Origin of the sequence: Roseobacter sp. OBYS 0001 (assembly GCF_019654895.1) — a bacterium.
Taxonomy (GTDB): domain Bacteria; phylum Pseudomonadota; class Alphaproteobacteria; order Rhodobacterales; family Rhodobacteraceae; genus Roseobacter; species Roseobacter litoralis.
On record NZ_BPES01000001.1, the window covers coordinates 1,008,765 to 1,025,341 of the forward strand.

The following is a 16,577-nucleotide window of genomic DNA, read 5'->3' on the forward strand; positions in this document are numbered from 1 at the left end:
TGAACACCCTATGACAAGGGATTACTCAGACTTCCTTCCGCGTCGCGCACGCGACGCCGGATCACACGCCAAACTCAGGCCTCTTCAGGCACTGGGATGGCAACCCTTCTTCGCCCAGCAAATCAGTGTGGACGATTTGGCTGCAAAACCTCCTATTCGCGTTGTCGAAGTGCATCGCAATGGGCTGCATGTCCTCGGAGACGACGTTGATACTGTACTTCCTCCCCGAGCGGATGTGACCGTCGGGGACTGGCTGATGCTGGATCCTTCGCACCCGCGTTCCAGTCGGGTTCTCGAACGCACAAGCCTCATCAAGCGGCGCGCGCCCGGCACAGACCGGCAGGAACAACTGATCGCGGCTAACATTGATACGGTCTTTATCGTGACGTCCTGCAATCAGGACTTCAAAGTGGCACGGCTGGAACGCTATGCCGCTCTGACCTTCGAGGCACGGGTCACGCCTGTTATCGTGCTCACGAAAACCGATCTAGTGACAGATGCGCAAGTCTACATCGACGCAGCGCGCTCGGTTTCAGAAAAGATTGAAGTGGTCGCACTTGACGCGCGCGGTTCTGCCCCGAAAACGGAACTTGCCGCCTGGTGCACACCTGGCAAGACAGTGGCGTTCCTCGGCTCATCTGGCGTTGGCAAATCGACGCTGGCCAATGCCTTGCTCGACAGCCAATCCATCGAGACCCAGACCATTCGGGAAGACGACGCAAAGGGTCGGCATACGACAACGCGGCGCGAGCTCCATGCGATGCCCAATGGCTGTCTGATCCTGGACACTCCGGGCATGCGGGAACTGCAGCTCACTGATGCAGCGGAAGGGATCAACGACCTCTTTACAGACATTCAAGAGTTGGCCGCGCTGTGCCGATTCAACGATTGTCAACACGAGACCGAGCCGGGATGCGCTACGCTGAAGGCTATTGATGAGGGCGTTCTCGATGCCAGACGGCTTGGCAGATGGCGCAAGCTCATGGCTGAAGACGCGTTCAACTCCGCGAGCCTTGCGGAACGCAGGTCGCGCGAAAAGGCATTCGGAAAAATGGTGCGCGGCGTTAAGAAAATCAAAAATGTCAGGAGTTGAGACGATGACTCAGTCGAAAGCAGGTCAAATCGTATGGCACGACCTTTTCACCTCGGCCAGGGCGTGTTCGATGGCATTTTACCAGCACCTCGCCAACTGGACGTATGAAGTCGAGAGAGCAACGGATTTTGCCTGGGGTGGCGGCGAGAAGAATTTCGTCCTTGCGCTATCCGATGACGAAGTGGGCGCGGGGTTGGCCGAGACGCCTTTGGGGAAGGAAAATGGCTGGATCGCTTACATCGAAGTTCCAGACGTGGACGTGGCAGTCAAGCGCGTCGAGACGCTCGGAGGCGAAGTCGTTCGGGAGCCGTTCGAGGTCCCAGGTGTAGGCCGCAATGCGCTCATCCGCGATCCGCTCGGTGCTCTGGTGGGGGTTTCGCTGTCTCGGCACGACTTCCCTGTGCCGCGCCGGCAGTTCGGCCCTGAAATGTATGTCAGCAACGGGAATGACTTCCCGCAGGCGTTCTACGTCGAACTCTTCGGATGGCAGGTTTCTCCAGAGCGGGACAAGGATTGCGTCACTCTGTTCGGACCTTGGGGCGATCTTGTTGCAATCCAACATGCCGCAAAGTGGCCAACCGGTTCTAACGCAGCTTGGGTCCCGTGCATCAAGGTTGCTTCAGTCTCCGATGCCTCCCGTGCCGCTGAAACCAAAGGGGCGCGTCCAGCTTCTGTGGATGTGAATGAAGCAGTTCAAGCCCATAAACCCATCCTGTGTGATCCAGACGGCGCGCCGTTTGCTCTCGGCGTTAAGCAGACAAACACTTCTTAGCAGCTCGCCAATTATTCACAGGAACTGCAGAGCGGACACTTGTCCGCTCTGCAGCATCCGTAACTCAGGGCTCTTGTTGCCGTTCGACGCACCCGATTGAACGACAGCTTTTTCATGTGGATCGGTCGAAGACCCCTGCACCCGCAGCACTTGGATCGTGGGGCGTTGCTGCCAATTGATGGCGCGCCAATCATGCGGTTCACTGAAAAGATCAGTCCTAGCCGGTAACCGATGCAATCGCTTCTCGCAATGCCACATCGCGTGGATCGGCATCAACACCCGTGCCGATCCGGTTCGTGACGTACCCGTATCCAAGACCAATCTCCGGATCGGCGTACCCGAGGGAACCGCCTGCGCCAGGTGTGCCAAACGCACCGGGGTGGCCGAAGGAGAGCCCTTCGAATGGTTTCATGAACCCGAGCGCATAATGTGCGTCATCTCGAAGGACCTCATCGAAGAATCCTTTCGTCGGGGCAATCGCAGGCGCAATCAACTCGGCGAGCGTCTCAGGCGAAAGCCCGAGTTCCGCACCGCCCGTCGCGAACACGCCATAAGCCCTTGCAATGGCCCGCGCAGTTCCAACCCCACCGCCCGATGGAACCTCAAGATTACGGGCAAAAACCCGATCTTCGTCCATCACCACGCCAGAGCCCGGGTTGACGATGCAGGCGCGAAAGCCCGCCGACCAAGGGTTCAGCATCGTCAGGATCATCGGAAGCGGGTAGCCGAGGATCGATTTGAACAGGCCTGCCATCGTAAGCGGGGCAAGGCGTTCGTTGGGCACGTCTTCAGGCAAAGCGATATGAAAGTCCAAATCGAGCGGCGCGGCGATCTCCTCGGCAAAGAACCGTGCTAGATTGCGGCCCGCTGGATCAACACGGCGCAGCAAAGCGCTTTCATAGAAGCCCAACGACATGAAATGATACGCGTTCCGGGTGCCTGACGGCCATTGCGGGGTCTCGCGCATCAGAATGTCTTCAAGCTGGTGTTTATCGGCAATCCTGTCGCGATTGATCTTTTCGTGAAACGCGTGCAATCCGGCTTGATGCGAGAGCAACTGCCGAACAGTGATCTCGGCCTTCCCGTTCCGGGCGAACTCCGGCCAATACTCCGCCACGTGCGCATCGTAGTCGAGCCACCCGCGGGAATGGGCAAGGGCCAACGTCATGGCTGACATGCCTTTGGTCAAGGAAAAGACGATGACCATCGTATCGCGTTCCCAAGGTGCACCGCTTTTGGCATCGCGGATGCCGCCCCAAAGATCGACGACTTTCCGGCCCTTATAATAGACGCTACACGCGCCGCCCAATTCTCCCCGTTGCGAGAAGTTCTGTTCAAATGCCGCTTTGACGCACGCAAACTCCGGTGCGGTTTCTCCTTGGACGGTCACTTGGTTGGGTGTTGTCATTGCGGGGGCCTCGCAGGTCCGCAACCGAGGCCTAGACCTCTGTCACGGCGACATTGGCTTTGTGCAAATTCTACCACACTTGCGACAAAGACGTAAGGTTTTCAGGCGATCCAGTCATCGTCGTCGCGTAGTCGGACGTTCATTCAAACCGCAGCATTGGTGACTATGGGCTCAGTGCCGCCGTTGGGTCGGTCGCAGCATGTGCGCCTGCCAGGCAGCACCGTCCCGGCAAGGACGGCCCCATTCCGGACCTTGGCGAGGCAGTCAAGTGCCGCGCTGCAGCTTCACCTAACCTGCCATTCGCTGCTCCCGCGAGATTGTGGCATTGCCCGAGGTCGGCAGTGCGGACTTTGCTGCCATTGGATTTCTCAAAGTGGATGTCGGCTTTGGGGGCACACAAAGAAATCAACTGGTCTCTCCTTTTGAGTATTTCCTTTGGGCAGCCAGTAATTCAGCGTAAAGAAAAGGCTATGCCAATTTTGGCTTTGATCCGAGGTAGCTTAGTAGCAAAGCACCGGGCTCGTAACCCGGGGAGCGCGGGTGCAAGTCCCGCCCTCGGACCCAACAGAGATACGAATGGCTGAGCAACCGGGCGAAAAATACGCATTTCTTAATCTTGCAAAAGCTCTTAGCGCTGGAAGCAGCAAGAAAATCCAACAATGGCGCGATGTTCTTGCCGCAATGAAGGCAGGCGACCTCATTGTCGGCAGTCGCACACCTGTTTCAGGTATACCGAAATGGGCGACGCCCGAGGTGGCTCGAGGTGGGTTTGCGACTACAGCATACGCCGCCGGTGGAAAACTCAGACCACACGAGACTGCCATGTTGGAAGAGTTGGGTCATTCAACATCCGACATCTCACGCGCACGCCTTGCGCTCAACAACTGGCACCTGACCGACGAGGGCCTCAAAAAACTTCATCAGCGAGCAATGTCAGGCGAGTTTGTAGCCCAGACGCCCGAAGAAACGGCGCTGCTTACGGTCTGTCTTCTATTGGAGCATGATCCGGAAGCTGCGGAGATGATCCTATCTGAGATCACCCCCTTTTTTGATCGATTGAGATTCTACCCTGCGCCTGGCGCGGCACAAAAAACGGACGGAGCGTTTGTACGCACAGTCCAAGATATTCGAGACCAGCTTGGCGGAAAGGTGCCTCGAGAACAGATTGTCGTCCAACACAACACTCTTACGCGTTGGATTCCGCTGTACGACCGCCTGATCGATCTTCTTGCGGACCACGGGTCGGATGGATGGGATATGCGCGCAGATGATTGGTGTGCCGTTTACGAACAGGCTCTTAACGCACCGACAGCGCAACGCTGGAAAAAGAAGACCGGACAGTTCCAAAGGGCTAGGCGCGCACTGCTCGCATTGAAGACCGGTGGCGATCTCAAAGACAATTTGCAGACAATCATTGAGCGACACCGGTCAAAGTATGGTGCAGCGGAAGAGCGGCGTACGTTCCGCCAAAATCAAGCAGAGCAGGACGTAAAAGTCTGGCATGATGCTGTCGCGAAGATCGTGGCAGCGCGCCTAAGCAAGTTACCGCTCGATGTAGGCATTGCCGATCCAAGCAGCGTCACCGGTCCCATTGGATCGGACGAAGAAGTCGCCGGTGGTCCGTCAGGTGCCCAGCTTCCGCGAAGTTTTGAACGTGGCATTCAATCGGCTAAGATGGCGTCGATCGACGAGCTTGTTCAAGGCGGGCAGATCGGAGCACCTGAGGTGCTGGCCAAGGCTTTACCCCAGATCACGTCGAGCATCTATGCATCGAACCTTCCGACGGACGCCGAAACTGGAGTTTGCCGCGCCCTTTACCGTGCGTTCAGCAACCGCCGATCCCTCCTCCTGTTGAATTTGGAGTCGCAGGTGAGGCTTGAGGAACTCCCGTGGGCACAGGCTCTTTTGCGGCGTCGGAAAGGTGGGCACGACGCAGTGGAAAGCGCTTGCCAAGCGCTGACAGAGCTTGTGCGCTTGTCCTTGACCCATTTCCCTCACGTGATCTTTCCCAACCCCCTGATTCAGGAGTTTTCGATGTTAGCAAAACTCGCAGACTTAGATATTCCGTTCACCAATGAGATCGCGGCTGACATCTTCATGGGGGCTTTCTCCAAGCAATTCGAGAGGGCGGCGGAGGTTGGATTGTCCTACTACGCGGGAAGTCTCTACGCGCGCTACTTCGACCTACCAGATCAACAAGACCCCATGCGGCTTGCCGAAACCTGCGCTCAACGTGCTGGCTTGAGGAACACACGCAACTGGTCAGTCGCATCGAATGGGATGATCCTCGAACAACAACAAATCATCACGAGCCACAATTTGGCGCAGGTTCTGTTAGCACTTGATCTGAGCGACCTCAGATTTGACGAAATGGCGTTTCGATGCATCGAATGGATTTGCTGGCGCCAACAGACGCCGCTGACCGATTGGCGCGCTAAATTGCAGATGACAAAGAACACCGCTTATGCGTGGCGGCAGATGATTGCGTTCTTGTCCGAGTTGTCCCCGGCGGAACAGAGTGCCGCATTCGAGCGCATCAAAAATATATCAGGCAATCAATCGATGGAGTATCAAGTGCGCTTCGCGCCTGCTTTGGCTGGCTTGGAGCGGTCAATTTCCGGCGAAACACCGCCGCCGGGCGAGGTGTTTTTAGGATGGGTTCAGGGAACGCACCGCTTCGCGCCATGATCGCGAACACCGTTTCTGTTAGGCGCGGTGCTTTGGAAAAAAGCTGACATTCATGCATTCCGCAGCATTTTGCACTTTGGGCTCCAAGCGGACCTTGGATTTGGATGTCTATTTGCGATGACCTGATCAGTGTTCCACGGTCACGGCATAGATCACCCCTGAGCCGCGAAGTGTGCAGCGCTCGTCTTATAGGTGGCAATGGGTTTAAACGAGCATCACGCCCAAAAAGCCAACCATGCAAGACCCAGGGGTCGCAAAAGCTATTTCATGTGAATTAAATTGACACGAAAAAAAATTCATGTCACTTGAGTAAACATGAAATCAAAGACGCGCAAATATGACGGCTCAAAACGTAAGGCTCAGGCCGAGGCGCGCCGCGCGCTCATTCTGAAATGCACGGCCGAGGTCCTTGCTGATTCCAATACTGACGAGATCAGGTTGGAGGATGTTGCGCAGGCCGCTGGCGTGAGTGTGCAGACGATCCTGCGCGCCTTCGGCAGCAAAGATGGCCTGGTGATCGCGACGCTCGAGAGCGTCGCCCCCGATGCAGTCGACTTTACGTCTTTCGCGAACATCGACATCGAAGATCTCGACGCTTTCGTGCGCACCGTGTTCTCGGCCTACGACAAAATCGGTGATCTGGTGATCCACGCACTGGCGGAAGAGCATCGCTCACCACAGTTTCAAGGGGCGCTTGATCTCGGTCGGTCGTATCACGTCGAGTGGGTGTCCCAAGTCTTTGCACCCTACATCGAGCGCAGGCCGGCCAAAGACCGCCCGGTTCTGTTCCGCGCCTTGATGGCTGCGACCGATATCTACGTCTGGAAAATATTGTGCCGGGATGAGGCTCTCAGCTTCGACGAGGCCGTCGCGACGGTAACTTTTACTCTCAAATCTCTCATTCAGGAAAAAGAAATCATGAAAAAATATCTTTGGCTCAGCCATTCCAGCGGCGGCAACCTTCCCCCAAGTCTTGGTGTAGCGCATGCCTTGCGAAAACGCGGACATGAGGTTGTGTTCGCGACCAAACCTGAAACGATCGCCCGCATAGAACGCGAAGGGTTTCGCGGTATTGGCTTCAAGAACGCCTATTCTCAAGTCGACAAATACCCCGATATGGGGCCGATGACCCGCGTGGCCTGTTCGCTGACTTCGCCGGACATAGCCGACGAGATCAAAGAAATTGTCGCCACAGAAAAGCCAGACGCGATCATGGTCGATGCGATGTTTCCGGCAGCATTGGACATCGCGCCCTCTTTCGGCGTGCCAACATCTGTGTTCTGTCACACCTTCCTGTGGCGTCAACTGGATGAATGGCAGGGCATCATGACCAAGCTGGCAGAGTTGCGCGGGGCGGCCGGTTTTGCGCCGCTGCCTGACATGCAAACGCTGTGGAAGGCGCAAACGCAGATGGTTGTCACATCTTCCGCATCTCTCGATGATGCGCCCTTGCCGGGCTGGGATCACGTGACCCATGTCGGGCCCGTCCTCGACAACGAAGCCCCTGCACAGCCCATCGATCTGCCCTGGGCCGCAGATGATGCAATGCCGCTTGTGCTGGTCAGCTACACTACGACCGAATTGCAGGACCCTGCTAAGGTGCAGACCGCGCTTGACGGGCTCGCCGAGCTTGAGGCCCATGTGGTCGTGACCACAAGCATGGTAATTGACCCCGCCGCACTGACGATCCCGGCCAACGCCCATGTTGTTCAATACGCCGATCACAACGCGATCCTTGCGCGCGCCGCCTTGTGCGTGACCCACGGTGGGCACGGCACCATGATGCGCGCCCTCAAACATGGTGTACCGATGGTTTTGATCCCCGGTTTCCCGCACGACCAGGCGCCGAATGCCGCATTGGTTGAAAAGCTGGGGGTAGGGCTTGCCCTCCCCGGCGATGCCGATGCAGCCAAGCTTGCACCGGCGGCACGTAGGGTGCTGGGTGATACGTCGTTCAAAAGCAGCGCGGAAGAGCAGGCGAAGGTCATTAGAAACCTAGACGGTGCGTCATCTGCGGCAGACCTCATGGAATCCATCGTGGCTGGCAAAGCGGTTGAGGCAATCGCCTAGCCCGTGCCTCGGGCCGATATCAATGCGGCCGAAGTGAACACCACATAAAACCCAAAATTCATTGGAGAAACACAAATGAACGCGATCCTAAAAACCCTGTCAGTCGCCGCTCTTGCTGCCCTGACCTCCGCGCCCGCCACTCAAGCGGAGGTGTCCGAATACTTCATCATCCACCCGTTGGAACAGGCACCGCAAGAGGCCGCCACGCTGCTCCGCGATTTCATCGCCATGAGCGATGAATGGTCTCTGAACGGTGAGTTCGACATGGCCGGTGGCGCTTTCGTCGGAATGAAAATCTGCTTCAATGAGATGCGTGGCTATGTGGTTCAGGCCGGGCTGCACAATCTGGCCATGATGCCTTGCGGCAACATCGCGTTCTACGAAGAGGACGATCAAGCGTACCTATCCATGCTTGAATTGGGCTACCTAACGACCCTGTCTCCGCATCCCGCACTCGAAGAAGGGGTGGCGCTCGCGCGTCCGGCCTACGTTGCAATGCTGTCAAAGGTCTTCGGGGTCGAGTAGAATACGGCAGTGGACCCGACGGCATGGCAAATGATCCGGGCCCAAGTCTTTCCCTGAAACCGTGAACGCGCGCAGCGATTGTTTAACGCTGCTGCGCAAACCTCTCTCACAAGGAAAATCTGATGATGCAAACTCTTCAGGTCGCCGCCATCACCATCGCGACGCTCGGAACCGGGGCTGCCACGATGTCGGTCATGAACGAGGACATTCCCGACTTTGCTGTTCCAGAAGGCGCGTGGGCCACAACCGGCGTGCTCGATGGCAGGACGTTTCGAATATATGGCGAAGATCCGGCAAGCGGCGCCGTGCTGGAAGATGACATCGTCTTTCGCGATGGCACGTTCCAATCGACCGATTGCGAGACCTATTGCAACTTTGGTTGGTCCAATTACCAAACCAAAACCATCGATGGCGTTGTTCACTTCACGAGCACCGCAATTTGCCCAGACGCCCCGCACACTGTTGTGTGGTACGGCAGGGTCACGGGCGACGAGGTCGTTATCGATGGCACATGGACAACCCGCCGGTGGTACTGGACCAATCAGATCGAGATCCAAGCGACTGGCGCGGTGGCTTCGACCCCGGAGTTAGCGAGCTGAGATGACGGTGGTGTCGTCAAAAAATTCGACGCCGCCGGGCCTCGTTCTGCGCTTTGGTATCCTGATCGCTGTGATTGTTCTCGCGACATGGGGCGTTCACATGATCCGTGACGCCTTGGATATTCAGATCCGCCCCGACAACGAACAGCAGGTTCACAAAGCGATCATGATTGGCGTGGGTGCCTACATCGTGTTTCTTTCCATGCCATTCGTGCCTAGTGCAGAGATCGGCGTCGCGCTGCTTGCGGGGTTCGGCGCCGCCATCGCTCCCTTGATCTACGTCTGCACCGTGACAGCTATGATGCTGGCATTCACGATTGGAAGATTCTTGCCAATCGGCATGCTGGAAAGGCTATTCCGGGTCCTTCGTTTAGGGCGGGCGGCTGACCTTGTGGCCCGCGCTGCCCCGCTATCAAAGGACGAACGTCTGGCGATGTTTCTGGAAGGGCAATCAAAGCGCGCTGTTTCGACGACCTTGCAGTACCGCTATGTCGCGCTGGCCGTCGCGGTAAACATGCCGGGCAACTCCCTGATTGGCGGCGGTGGCGGGATCATGATCGTCGCAGGATTAAGCGGGATATTCGCGCCGTTCGCCACGTTCCTGACGATCCTGATCGCCGTCTCGCCTGTTCCACTGGCGGTGATGTTCTTGGGACTACAGTTCTGACCGAGGATCGCAGCTTCTGTATTTCGCTTATAAATCCGCCCGGTACTCCAAATGGGTTGGTTTCGTCGATGCCAAGTTGGGCTGAATTTTACGATACATAAACGCAAACGCTGTTCTGCTGTGTGCTCGGAGCCCATGTCCGGCTAGCTGAGAGCAATGGCAGCATACCAAGATCACGCTCAAAGCTTGCTAAGGGGGGTCTTTGCCAACTCCAATATCCGCAATCGATGCTTGGCAGCCATTTGTGCGTTGCGCAGCATTCGTCGAATTGGGCTCGGAGCTGCCGAATGCATGCGCAGAGATACCGCCCGCAAGCGCGGCCCAAGAACGGCTATTCAGTCCGATGTTATGCTCGCCACGTCAGCGCTGTGTTGATGTCTGGGTTTGGAGGGAGGATTGGAGGGAATATGATGCCACGAGTACAACTTCCTGCGGTTCCCTCGAAACGCAAAGCGTGGAACAAGGGCCGGATCATCGGCCAGAAGCGACCGCGGCTTCCCAAACAGGTGTGGGCGATCCGCGTGCGCCTTGAGCTTGCGAGCTATCTCCGCGATCTTGCGTTGTTCAACGTTGCAATTGATAGCAAACTTCGCGGCTGCGATCTGGTCAAACTCGCCGTAACAGACCTGGTCAAAGATGATCGCGTTCGCGAACGGGTTTCGGTAATCCAGAGCAAGACCAAGCGACCGGTTCAGTTCGAACTGACTGAAAATACCCGAGATACGGTTCTGGCATGGGTTAAATCACCCGATATGTTTGCTTGCCGGTTCATGTTTCCAAGCCGTTTCCACGATCGAGCACACATCTCAACGCGGCAATACGGTCGGCTCGTCCGAGATTGGGTGACAGCGATAGGGTTAGAGCCGAGCGCCTATGGCACACATTCACTTCGCCGAACCAAGGCTGCGGAAATCTACCGCAAAACGGGCAACCTTCGCGCTGTGCAGCTTTTGCTCGGCCATACAAAGGTTGATAGCACGGTCCGTTACCTTGGTGTTGAGCTGGAAGATGCTCTGAGCATTGCTGAGTAGATCGACATCTGAGACATGTTGGCGGACGGCACTCGCCGTTCGCCGGTTTAGAACAGACCTACGACTTCGCAGCGGCGAGCGCGAAGTGCGAGCCCGAAGTAACCGATGCTGCGCCTTGCTCGAAGGTCTGGTTGTATCGCGACCGATCAAATTGGCTGGAAATTGCTGTCCATGCATTCCACAATTTCGGAGCGCGCGGGGGAGCGAAGCAGTTTGGCGTATTTGTACTTGAATGCTCCGCTGCTCAATTTGACAATCTGCTCCGCGACCCAATCTGCACCCAACATCGTTGACGTGTCTTCGTCGGTGCCTGCCCAGAAAGGCGTATCAATTCCTGACGGTGCAACCACTAGAACTTTGCCAATATCGCTATCCCGAACCAGCGAAGCCCCAAGCATTCCGAGCCCGGATTTTGTTGCGCAATAGGCCGGTTCGAGTGCCCGGGGTGTATATTGGGAACTTGACGTGATCAGCATAATTTTGAGAGGAGTGTTGGTATTTGCCTTAAGCCTCTGAATCAACATCATCGGAGCCAAAAGGCCAACGTTGACCATTGTTTGAAGCGCTTTGTCATCGAGGTCATCAATAAATCCCCTTTGAAGATAGCCAGCGGCATAAATCAAGGTGTTGACGGTCGGAAACTCCTGGACAAGATGGTCAATGTCTCGGGCCAAATCACCCGATTGGTCTGACACCGATAAAGGTTGGAAGCGCGCACCAGCCAATTTCGGGTTCTTCCGTCCCGTGATGCAAACCGTGTGTCCCTCCGCAACGTAGTGTTCGGCCAGTATTTTGCCGACACCTGACGAGCCTCCGGCTATCAAAATGTTCTTTTTCAAAACGCGGCCCTTGCTTCAGTTTGGTCTGTTGTTCTGGCTGTATGTACCCGACTTCGCCGGGGAGAAACAGAATTGACTGCCGGTTATCGGACATTAAAGTCCATAGGACAAAGGTCTGTAAAGTCCGCTCCTCGATGGTCGGGCCCGGTTGCGGCGAAAGGACAGTTTGAATTTCGCCCTTCAGACCGGCTTTCAATGGCCGCTCTGGCGACGTCGGCTGCAATGCAGCCAGAAGTGTGCCGCGCCCGCGAGCGGATGCCGCGTCAGCAAACTGCCGGAAGGGCAACGGCGGAAATGTTCCGCGTTGCGTCAGTTCAGGCAGAGCCCAGCGAATGTCCAGAAACCGATACCGGTCGTTCGTGCAGATTGCGTCTACATAGGATTGGCATGGCTGGATCTCAGTATCTCGGCTACGCTAAGAATCCCGGCTTCGTCAAAGCATAAGCTCCGGAAAGAAATGCGTTCTTCAAGTAAACAGGCAGCTTCTCGGGATATTCATCAAGGTATTTCTTGGCGTAGTGAGACAGTGCCACCGGACTAACGAACTTGGTTTTGCTTCCTTCGACGAGTTGGATCAAGGTTTCAATCTTGAAGGAAACCGCCCCGCCCGCCATACGGCCTTTCTTGGCACGAGTTTTAACCACGAACACATCAATCTCGTAATCTCGGGAAAACTGTTGAAGTTCTGCCAATACTGATCGTAGATCGGCCTCGGATGTGTCATCCTCGAGCACTACCCGTGTCGTCTTCAGGCGCATCATTTCCACGCCGCCTTCATCATCATGGTAGGCAACGGCAAGCCGAACTTCACTCGCCGAAATTTCACATCCACAAACTCTCATGTGTCACGCCTCCTTTTGAAAACTTGTCATTACCACATTGCCGACCTGAAAAATTCAAACCTTCGCTGCACTTTGAAAGAACACCATAGCCAGCGGCACAATGGCCGTCCTGCCAAATTGAAGCTGCACCAACAAAAGATCAGCGTAGTTACGATAACAGGAAAGTATCGTTACCGCAGTAATCCATGCTTTTCGTTTTGCCCTTAGTCTTCAAATTTGCCTTTTTGCTTCGCTGCAAGAATGCATGATGTGTTCGAGTCGAGATCAACGGGTCAGTGCGTCAGAACCTGATCAAGGAACGTTCGTGTTCTTTCGTTGGAAGGCGACGTAAAGAATGTCTCCGGATCATTTTCTTCGATTATTTCGCCAGCATCCATGAACAGAACGCGATCCGCAACCTTCCGCGCGAACCCCATTTCGTGGGTAACGCAGACCATCGTCATGCCCTCTTCGGCCAGCGTGACCATGACGTCCAGCACCTCGCCGATCATTTCGGGGTCCAATGCCGATGTGGGTTCGTCAAACAGCAAAATCTCGGGTTTCATGCAAAGCGCACGGGCTATAGCCACGCGCTGCTGTTGCCCGCCAGATAGTTGGCCGGGGTATTTTTCGGCCTGATTGCCAATCTGCACCTTGTTCAAAAACGCCATCGCGATGTCCTCAGCTTCTGCTTGGGGCGTTTTACGAGCCAGCATCGGCGCAAGGGTGCAGTTTTCGAGAATACTCAGATGCGGAAACAAGTTGAAATGCTGAAAACACATGCCCACCTCGCGGCGCATTTCTTCGATGTTGGGCGCATCTGCGTTAATCATCTCGCCGTTGATCAGGATGTCGCCGGACTGGTGTTCTTCAAGTTGGTTAATCGTGCGGATCATCGTGGATTTGCCTGAGCCGGACGGACCACACACTACGATTTTTTCGCCCTTGGTGACGGTGAGGTTCACGTCCTTCAATGCGTGGAAAGTACCGTAAAACTTGTTCACGTTCTTCATTTCAACTGCGGGGGTCATGGCTTTCTCCTGTCGGGTTACGGTTTTTGGGCGGCGGTGACGATAATTTCAACTTTCAGGACATCGCGGGCGAGTTTTGCTTCGCCGCAGGCGCGTGCAGGTGAGTGGCCTTGGGGTACCCAAGCATCCCAGACCGCGTTCATTTCAGCGAAATCGGCCATGTCGGCCAGCCAGATGGTTGCGTGCAACATATTTTCGCGATCAGACCCTGCTTCGATCAAAAGAGCATCAACCCGCGACAAACAATCTGCTGTCTGTTCTGCCACCGTATCGCCGGCGCCGACCTGACCACACAGATAGATCGTGCCGTTGTGGTTTACGATTTTGCTCATCCGGTCTGAAGTGTGGAGGCGCTTAATCATGTTGCCTCTCCGATCAGGTTTCGCGCGCGCAAAGCAACCGAGATTTCATCAAGGATCGCAGGATCATCAATTGCGGCCGGCATCTTATACTCCACGCCATCGGCGATTTTTTGCACCGTGCCGCGCAGCACTTTACCGGACCGTGTTTTGGGCAGACGTTTCACTTCAAGCGCGCATTTGAATGCGGCGACGGCCCCGATCTTGGCGCGGACCAGTTTGATCAGCTCGGCTTCAAGGTCCGCAGCATCACGTTCGGCCCCGTCATTGGTCACGAAGAACCCGAGCGGCATTTGCCCCTTCAGCGCATCCGCCTTTCCGACAACAGCACATTCGGCAATGTCGGGATGGCTGCCGATCACTTCTTCCATCGCGCCCGTCGACAAACGGTGCCCCGCGACGTTGATGATGTCGTCGGTGCGGGCCATGATGAAAAGATAGCCGTCATCGTCGAGGATGCCCGCATCCGAGGTTGCGTAATACCCCGGATATTCCGCCATATAGGAGGAGATGAAGCGATCCGGTGCATTCCAAAGCGTCGGAAACCCCGACGGCGGCAACGGTAATTTGCACACAATGCTGCCAAGCGTTCCGGCAGGAACCGCGTGGCCTTCTTCATCAAGAACCTGAATATCGTATCCCGGCATCGGCTTCCCGGGTGAGCCGAGCTTGACCGGAAATGTTCCCAGCCCCACAGGATTACCAGACATCGGCCAACCGGTTTCGGTTTGCCACCAGTGATCAATGACGGGTCGGTCAAGTTTGGCCTGCGCCCATTCAATCGTCGCAGGATCAGACCGTTCGCCCGCCAGAAACAAGGTGCGAAATTTGCTGAGGTCATAGTCGGCAATCAGCGACCCTGTGGGATCCACCTTTTTAATTGCTCGAAACGCCGTGGGGGCCGTGAACATCGCGACAACGCTGTGGTCTTGGATCACGCGCCAGAACGCACCCGCATCCGGCGTTCCAATCGGTTTGCCTTCGTAAACGACGGTCGCAGCACCGTGCAGAAGTGGCGCATAACAAATATAGGAATGCCCAACGACCCAGCCCACATCAGACGCCGCCCAGAACACCTCACCCGGGTTGACGCCGTAGTGATTGTCCATTGTCCACTTCAACGCGACCATATGGCCGCCGTTGTCGCGCACGACGCCTTTGGGTTGGCCCGTGGTGCCGGAAGTGTACAAAATATAAAGCGGATCGGTTGCCAGAACGGGCACACATTCGGTGCCATTTCCAGCGTTCATCGCCGCGTCGACAACCTGCGCGTAGTCATGGTCACGCCTCACCGTCAGATCGCAGGTCAGCGTGTCGCGTTGCAGGATCACGCAGGCATCGGGTTTGTGGGAGGATAGCTTAATCGCTTCGTCGAGCAGGGGTTTGTAGGCAATCACCCGCCCCGGTTCGATCCCGCACGACGCCGATATGATCGCCTTGGGCGCTGCATCATCAATCCGCGTTACCAACTCTTGCGGGGCAAAACCGCCAAAGACGACCGAATGCACCGCCCCCAACCGCGCACAGGCCAGCATCGCAAAAATCGCCTGAGGGACCATGGGCATATAGATGACCACGCGGTCGCCCTTGGCCACGCCAAGGTCGCGCAACACGAACGCCAAGGCGCTGACTTGAGCAAGCAATTCGCCGTAGCTAAACCGCTCGACGACACCCGTGACGGGGCTGTCATAAATCACCGCCAAACGGTCGCTATGCCCCGCTTCAACGTGGCGATCAACGCAGTTGTAACAGGTGTTGCATATCGCGCCGTCAAACCAACGGCCATAGACTCCGCTGTCCGGGCTGAACACGGATGTGGCCGGCGTAAACCAGTCGATCTGCTTGCCAGCCTCATTCCAGAACCCAACGGGGTCGGACTGCCACGCGGCGTAGGCTTCAGGATATTGCGACATATTGCGGAGCCCTAACAGGTGTAATTCAGGCCAAGACGGCCACCGTCGACATAGATCGTCTCGCCTGTGATGTAGCTGGCTTTCTTCGAGCAAAGGAAGGCCACCACATCACCGATCTCACGCGCGCTGCCTGCACGACCCATGGGTGTGCGCGACATCGCCGTTTTGAAGGCTTCGGGGTTAGCATTCACGCCCGCCATCATTTCGGTATCGATGGAACCGGGGCCAACCGCGTTGACGCGAATGTTGTTTTTGGCCAGCGCCAGTGCCACGACTTTGGTCAACTGCATGACACCGCCCTTTGATGCGCAATATGCAGGGATCTGTGGGATGGCGACTTGTGCATTGATCGAAGACATATTGACGATGGCGCCCGCGATTTTGTGTTCGACCATCACACGCGCCGCCATTTGGGTCGCAACGAATACGCCGCGCAGGTTAATGTTGATGACCTTGTCGAATGTTTCAACATCGTAGGACAGAAAATCACCGGGCATCGCGACGCCTGCATTGTTCACCAGCGCACTAATCGGGCCGTAATCTGCGGCGATTTTGGCAAACATCGCTTCGATCTGGGCAAGGTCGCCCATGTCACAGGCAATGGCCGTGGCACCCAGTTTTTGCGCAGCGGCGCTGACCCCGTCTGTATTAATGTCCGACAGGATCACATCGTAGCCGTCTTCCATCAAGGCTTCGGCGCAGGCAAGGCCGATGCCTTGTGCGGCGCCCGTGACAAGTGCGAGTGGTTTATCGGTCATGTG

The 16,577-nt window shown here is 56.2% G+C and carries 15 protein-coding genes and 1 tRNA gene; 9 read left to right on the forward strand and 7 right to left on the reverse strand.

Going from position 1 to position 16,577, the window contains the following annotated elements; translation table 11 throughout:
* Positions 1 to 10 precede the first annotated feature (10 nt).
* Both rsgA and K5Q35_RS04895 read left to right on the forward strand, forming a co-directional pair.
* Positions 11 to 1,093, forward strand: coding sequence for a ribosome small subunit-dependent GTPase A (rsgA, locus tag K5Q35_RS04890; RefSeq protein WP_220798633.1), 1,083 nt, complete (start codon positions 11 to 13; stop codon positions 1,091 to 1,093).
* 4 nt (positions 1,094 to 1,097) lie between these two features.
* Positions 1,098 to 1,865, forward strand: coding sequence for a VOC family protein (locus tag K5Q35_RS04895; protein ID WP_259650460.1), 768 nt, complete (start codon positions 1,098 to 1,100; stop codon positions 1,863 to 1,865).
* Positions 1,866 to 2,082: 217 nt separating this feature from the next.
* Here the strand turns inward: K5Q35_RS04895 and K5Q35_RS04900 are convergent, their stop codons facing one another.
* A complete protein-coding gene (locus tag K5Q35_RS04900; protein ID WP_220798635.1) occupies positions 2,083 to 3,273 on the reverse strand; it encodes a serine hydrolase in 1,191 nt (396 codons plus the stop codon).
* 489 nt (positions 3,274 to 3,762) lie between these two features.
* On the opposite strand from K5Q35_RS04900, the gene K5Q35_RS04905 reads away from it, so the two are divergent.
* The 7 genes from K5Q35_RS04905 to K5Q35_RS04935 all read left to right on the forward strand — a co-directional run bounded on the left by K5Q35_RS04905 (position 3,763) and on the right by K5Q35_RS04935 (position 10,853).
* A tRNA-Thr gene (locus tag K5Q35_RS04905) sits at positions 3,763 to 3,837 on the forward strand.
* A gap of 12 nt (positions 3,838 to 3,849) precedes the next feature.
* The gene (locus tag K5Q35_RS04910) at positions 3,850 to 5,961 is read left to right on the forward strand and encodes a hypothetical protein (RefSeq protein WP_220798636.1); all 2,112 of its coding nucleotides are present in this window, start codon (positions 3,850 to 3,852) and stop codon (positions 5,959 to 5,961) included.
* Positions 5,962 to 6,276: 315 nt separating this feature from the next.
* On the forward strand, positions 6,277 to 8,031 hold the full coding sequence (locus K5Q35_RS04915) for a nucleotide disphospho-sugar-binding domain-containing protein (protein WP_220798637.1): 1,755 nt from the start codon (positions 6,277 to 6,279) through the stop codon (positions 8,029 to 8,031).
* Positions 8,032 to 8,106: 75 nt separating this feature from the next.
* The gene (locus K5Q35_RS04920) at positions 8,107 to 8,556 is read left to right on the forward strand and encodes a hypothetical protein (protein WP_220798638.1); all 450 of its coding nucleotides are present in this window, start codon (positions 8,107 to 8,109) and stop codon (positions 8,554 to 8,556) included.
* A 122-nt stretch (positions 8,557 to 8,678) separates the two neighbouring features.
* Positions 8,679 to 9,155 (forward strand): hypothetical protein, encoded by a 477-nt coding sequence (locus K5Q35_RS04925; RefSeq protein ID WP_220798639.1) that lies wholly within the window; start codon positions 8,679 to 8,681, stop codon positions 9,153 to 9,155.
* Between the two features lies 1 nt (position 9,156).
* Positions 9,157 to 9,822 carry a hypothetical protein gene (locus K5Q35_RS04930; RefSeq protein WP_220798640.1) on the forward strand — a complete coding sequence of 222 codons (666 nt, stop codon included), beginning with the start codon at positions 9,157 to 9,159 and terminating at the stop codon, positions 9,820 to 9,822.
* A 410-nt stretch (positions 9,823 to 10,232) separates the two neighbouring features.
* Positions 10,233 to 10,853 (forward strand): tyrosine-type recombinase/integrase, encoded by a 621-nt coding sequence (locus tag K5Q35_RS04935; RefSeq protein ID WP_220798764.1) that lies wholly within the window; start codon positions 10,233 to 10,235, stop codon positions 10,851 to 10,853.
* A gap of 146 nt (positions 10,854 to 10,999) precedes the next feature.
* Here the strand turns inward: K5Q35_RS04935 and K5Q35_RS04940 are convergent, their stop codons facing one another.
* The 6 genes from K5Q35_RS04940 to K5Q35_RS04965 form a co-directional block, all read right to left on the reverse strand.
* A complete protein-coding gene (locus K5Q35_RS04940; protein ID WP_220798641.1) occupies positions 11,000 to 11,692 on the reverse strand; it encodes an SDR family oxidoreductase in 693 nt (230 codons plus the stop codon).
* A gap of 410 nt (positions 11,693 to 12,102) precedes the next feature.
* Positions 12,103 to 12,534: a DUF3010 family protein gene (locus tag K5Q35_RS04945; RefSeq protein ID WP_220798642.1), complete on the reverse strand. Its 432-nt coding sequence runs from the start codon at positions 12,532 to 12,534 to the stop codon at positions 12,103 to 12,105.
* 272 nt (positions 12,535 to 12,806) lie between these two features.
* On the reverse strand, positions 12,807 to 13,544 hold the full coding sequence (locus tag K5Q35_RS04950; protein ID WP_220798643.1) for an amino acid ABC transporter ATP-binding protein: 738 nt from the start codon (positions 13,542 to 13,544) through the stop codon (positions 12,807 to 12,809).
* A 17-nt stretch (positions 13,545 to 13,561) separates the two neighbouring features.
* Positions 13,562 to 13,906 (reverse strand): RidA family protein, encoded by a 345-nt coding sequence (locus tag K5Q35_RS04955; RefSeq protein WP_220798644.1) that lies wholly within the window; start codon positions 13,904 to 13,906, stop codon positions 13,562 to 13,564.
* A complete protein-coding gene (locus K5Q35_RS04960) occupies positions 13,903 to 15,816 on the reverse strand; it encodes a propionyl-CoA synthetase (protein WP_220798645.1) in 1,914 nt (637 codons plus the stop codon). Before K5Q35_RS04960 ends, K5Q35_RS04955 begins: the two co-directional genes overlap by 4 nt.
* Positions 15,817 to 15,827: 11 nt before the next feature.
* Positions 15,828 to 16,574, reverse strand: coding sequence for an SDR family NAD(P)-dependent oxidoreductase (locus tag K5Q35_RS04965; protein ID WP_220798646.1), 747 nt, complete (start codon positions 16,572 to 16,574; stop codon positions 15,828 to 15,830).
* Between the last annotated feature and the right edge of the window lie 3 nt (positions 16,575 to 16,577).

Bases quoted from the DNA above. Each gene is read 5' to 3' on its own strand.
- rsgA (WP_220798633.1), top strand. From the start codon at position 11: ATGACAAGGGATTACTCAGACTTCCTTCCGCGTCGCGCACGCGACGCC.
- K5Q35_RS04895 (WP_259650460.1), top strand. From the start codon at position 1,098: ATGACTCAGTCGAAAGCAGGTCAAATCGTATGGCACGACCTTTTCACC.
- K5Q35_RS04900 (WP_220798635.1), bottom strand. From the start codon at position 3,273: ATGACAACACCCAACCAAGTGACCGTCCAAGGAGAAACCGCACCGGAG.
- K5Q35_RS04910 (WP_220798636.1), top strand. From the start codon at position 3,850: ATGGCTGAGCAACCGGGCGAAAAATACGCATTTCTTAATCTTGCAAAA.
- K5Q35_RS04915 (WP_220798637.1), top strand. From the start codon at position 6,277: ATGAAATCAAAGACGCGCAAATATGACGGCTCAAAACGTAAGGCTCAG.
- K5Q35_RS04920 (WP_220798638.1), top strand. From the start codon at position 8,107: ATGAACGCGATCCTAAAAACCCTGTCAGTCGCCGCTCTTGCTGCCCTG.
- K5Q35_RS04925 (WP_220798639.1), top strand. From the start codon at position 8,679: ATGATGCAAACTCTTCAGGTCGCCGCCATCACCATCGCGACGCTCGGA.
- K5Q35_RS04930 (WP_220798640.1), top strand. From the start codon at position 9,157: ATGACGGTGGTGTCGTCAAAAAATTCGACGCCGCCGGGCCTCGTTCTG.
- K5Q35_RS04935 (WP_220798764.1), top strand. From the start codon at position 10,233: ATGCCACGAGTACAACTTCCTGCGGTTCCCTCGAAACGCAAAGCGTGG.
- K5Q35_RS04945 (WP_220798642.1), bottom strand. From the start codon at position 12,534: ATGAGAGTTTGTGGATGTGAAATTTCGGCGAGTGAAGTTCGGCTTGCC.
- K5Q35_RS04950 (WP_220798643.1), bottom strand. From the start codon at position 13,544: ATGACCCCCGCAGTTGAAATGAAGAACGTGAACAAGTTTTACGGTACT.
- K5Q35_RS04955 (WP_220798644.1), bottom strand. From the start codon at position 13,906: ATGATTAAGCGCCTCCACACTTCAGACCGGATGAGCAAAATCGTAAAC.
- K5Q35_RS04960 (WP_220798645.1), bottom strand. From the start codon at position 15,816: ATGTCGCAATATCCTGAAGCCTACGCCGCGTGGCAGTCCGACCCCGTT.
- K5Q35_RS04965 (WP_220798646.1), bottom strand. From the start codon at position 16,574: ATGACCGATAAACCACTCGCACTTGTCACGGGCGCCGCACAAGGCATC.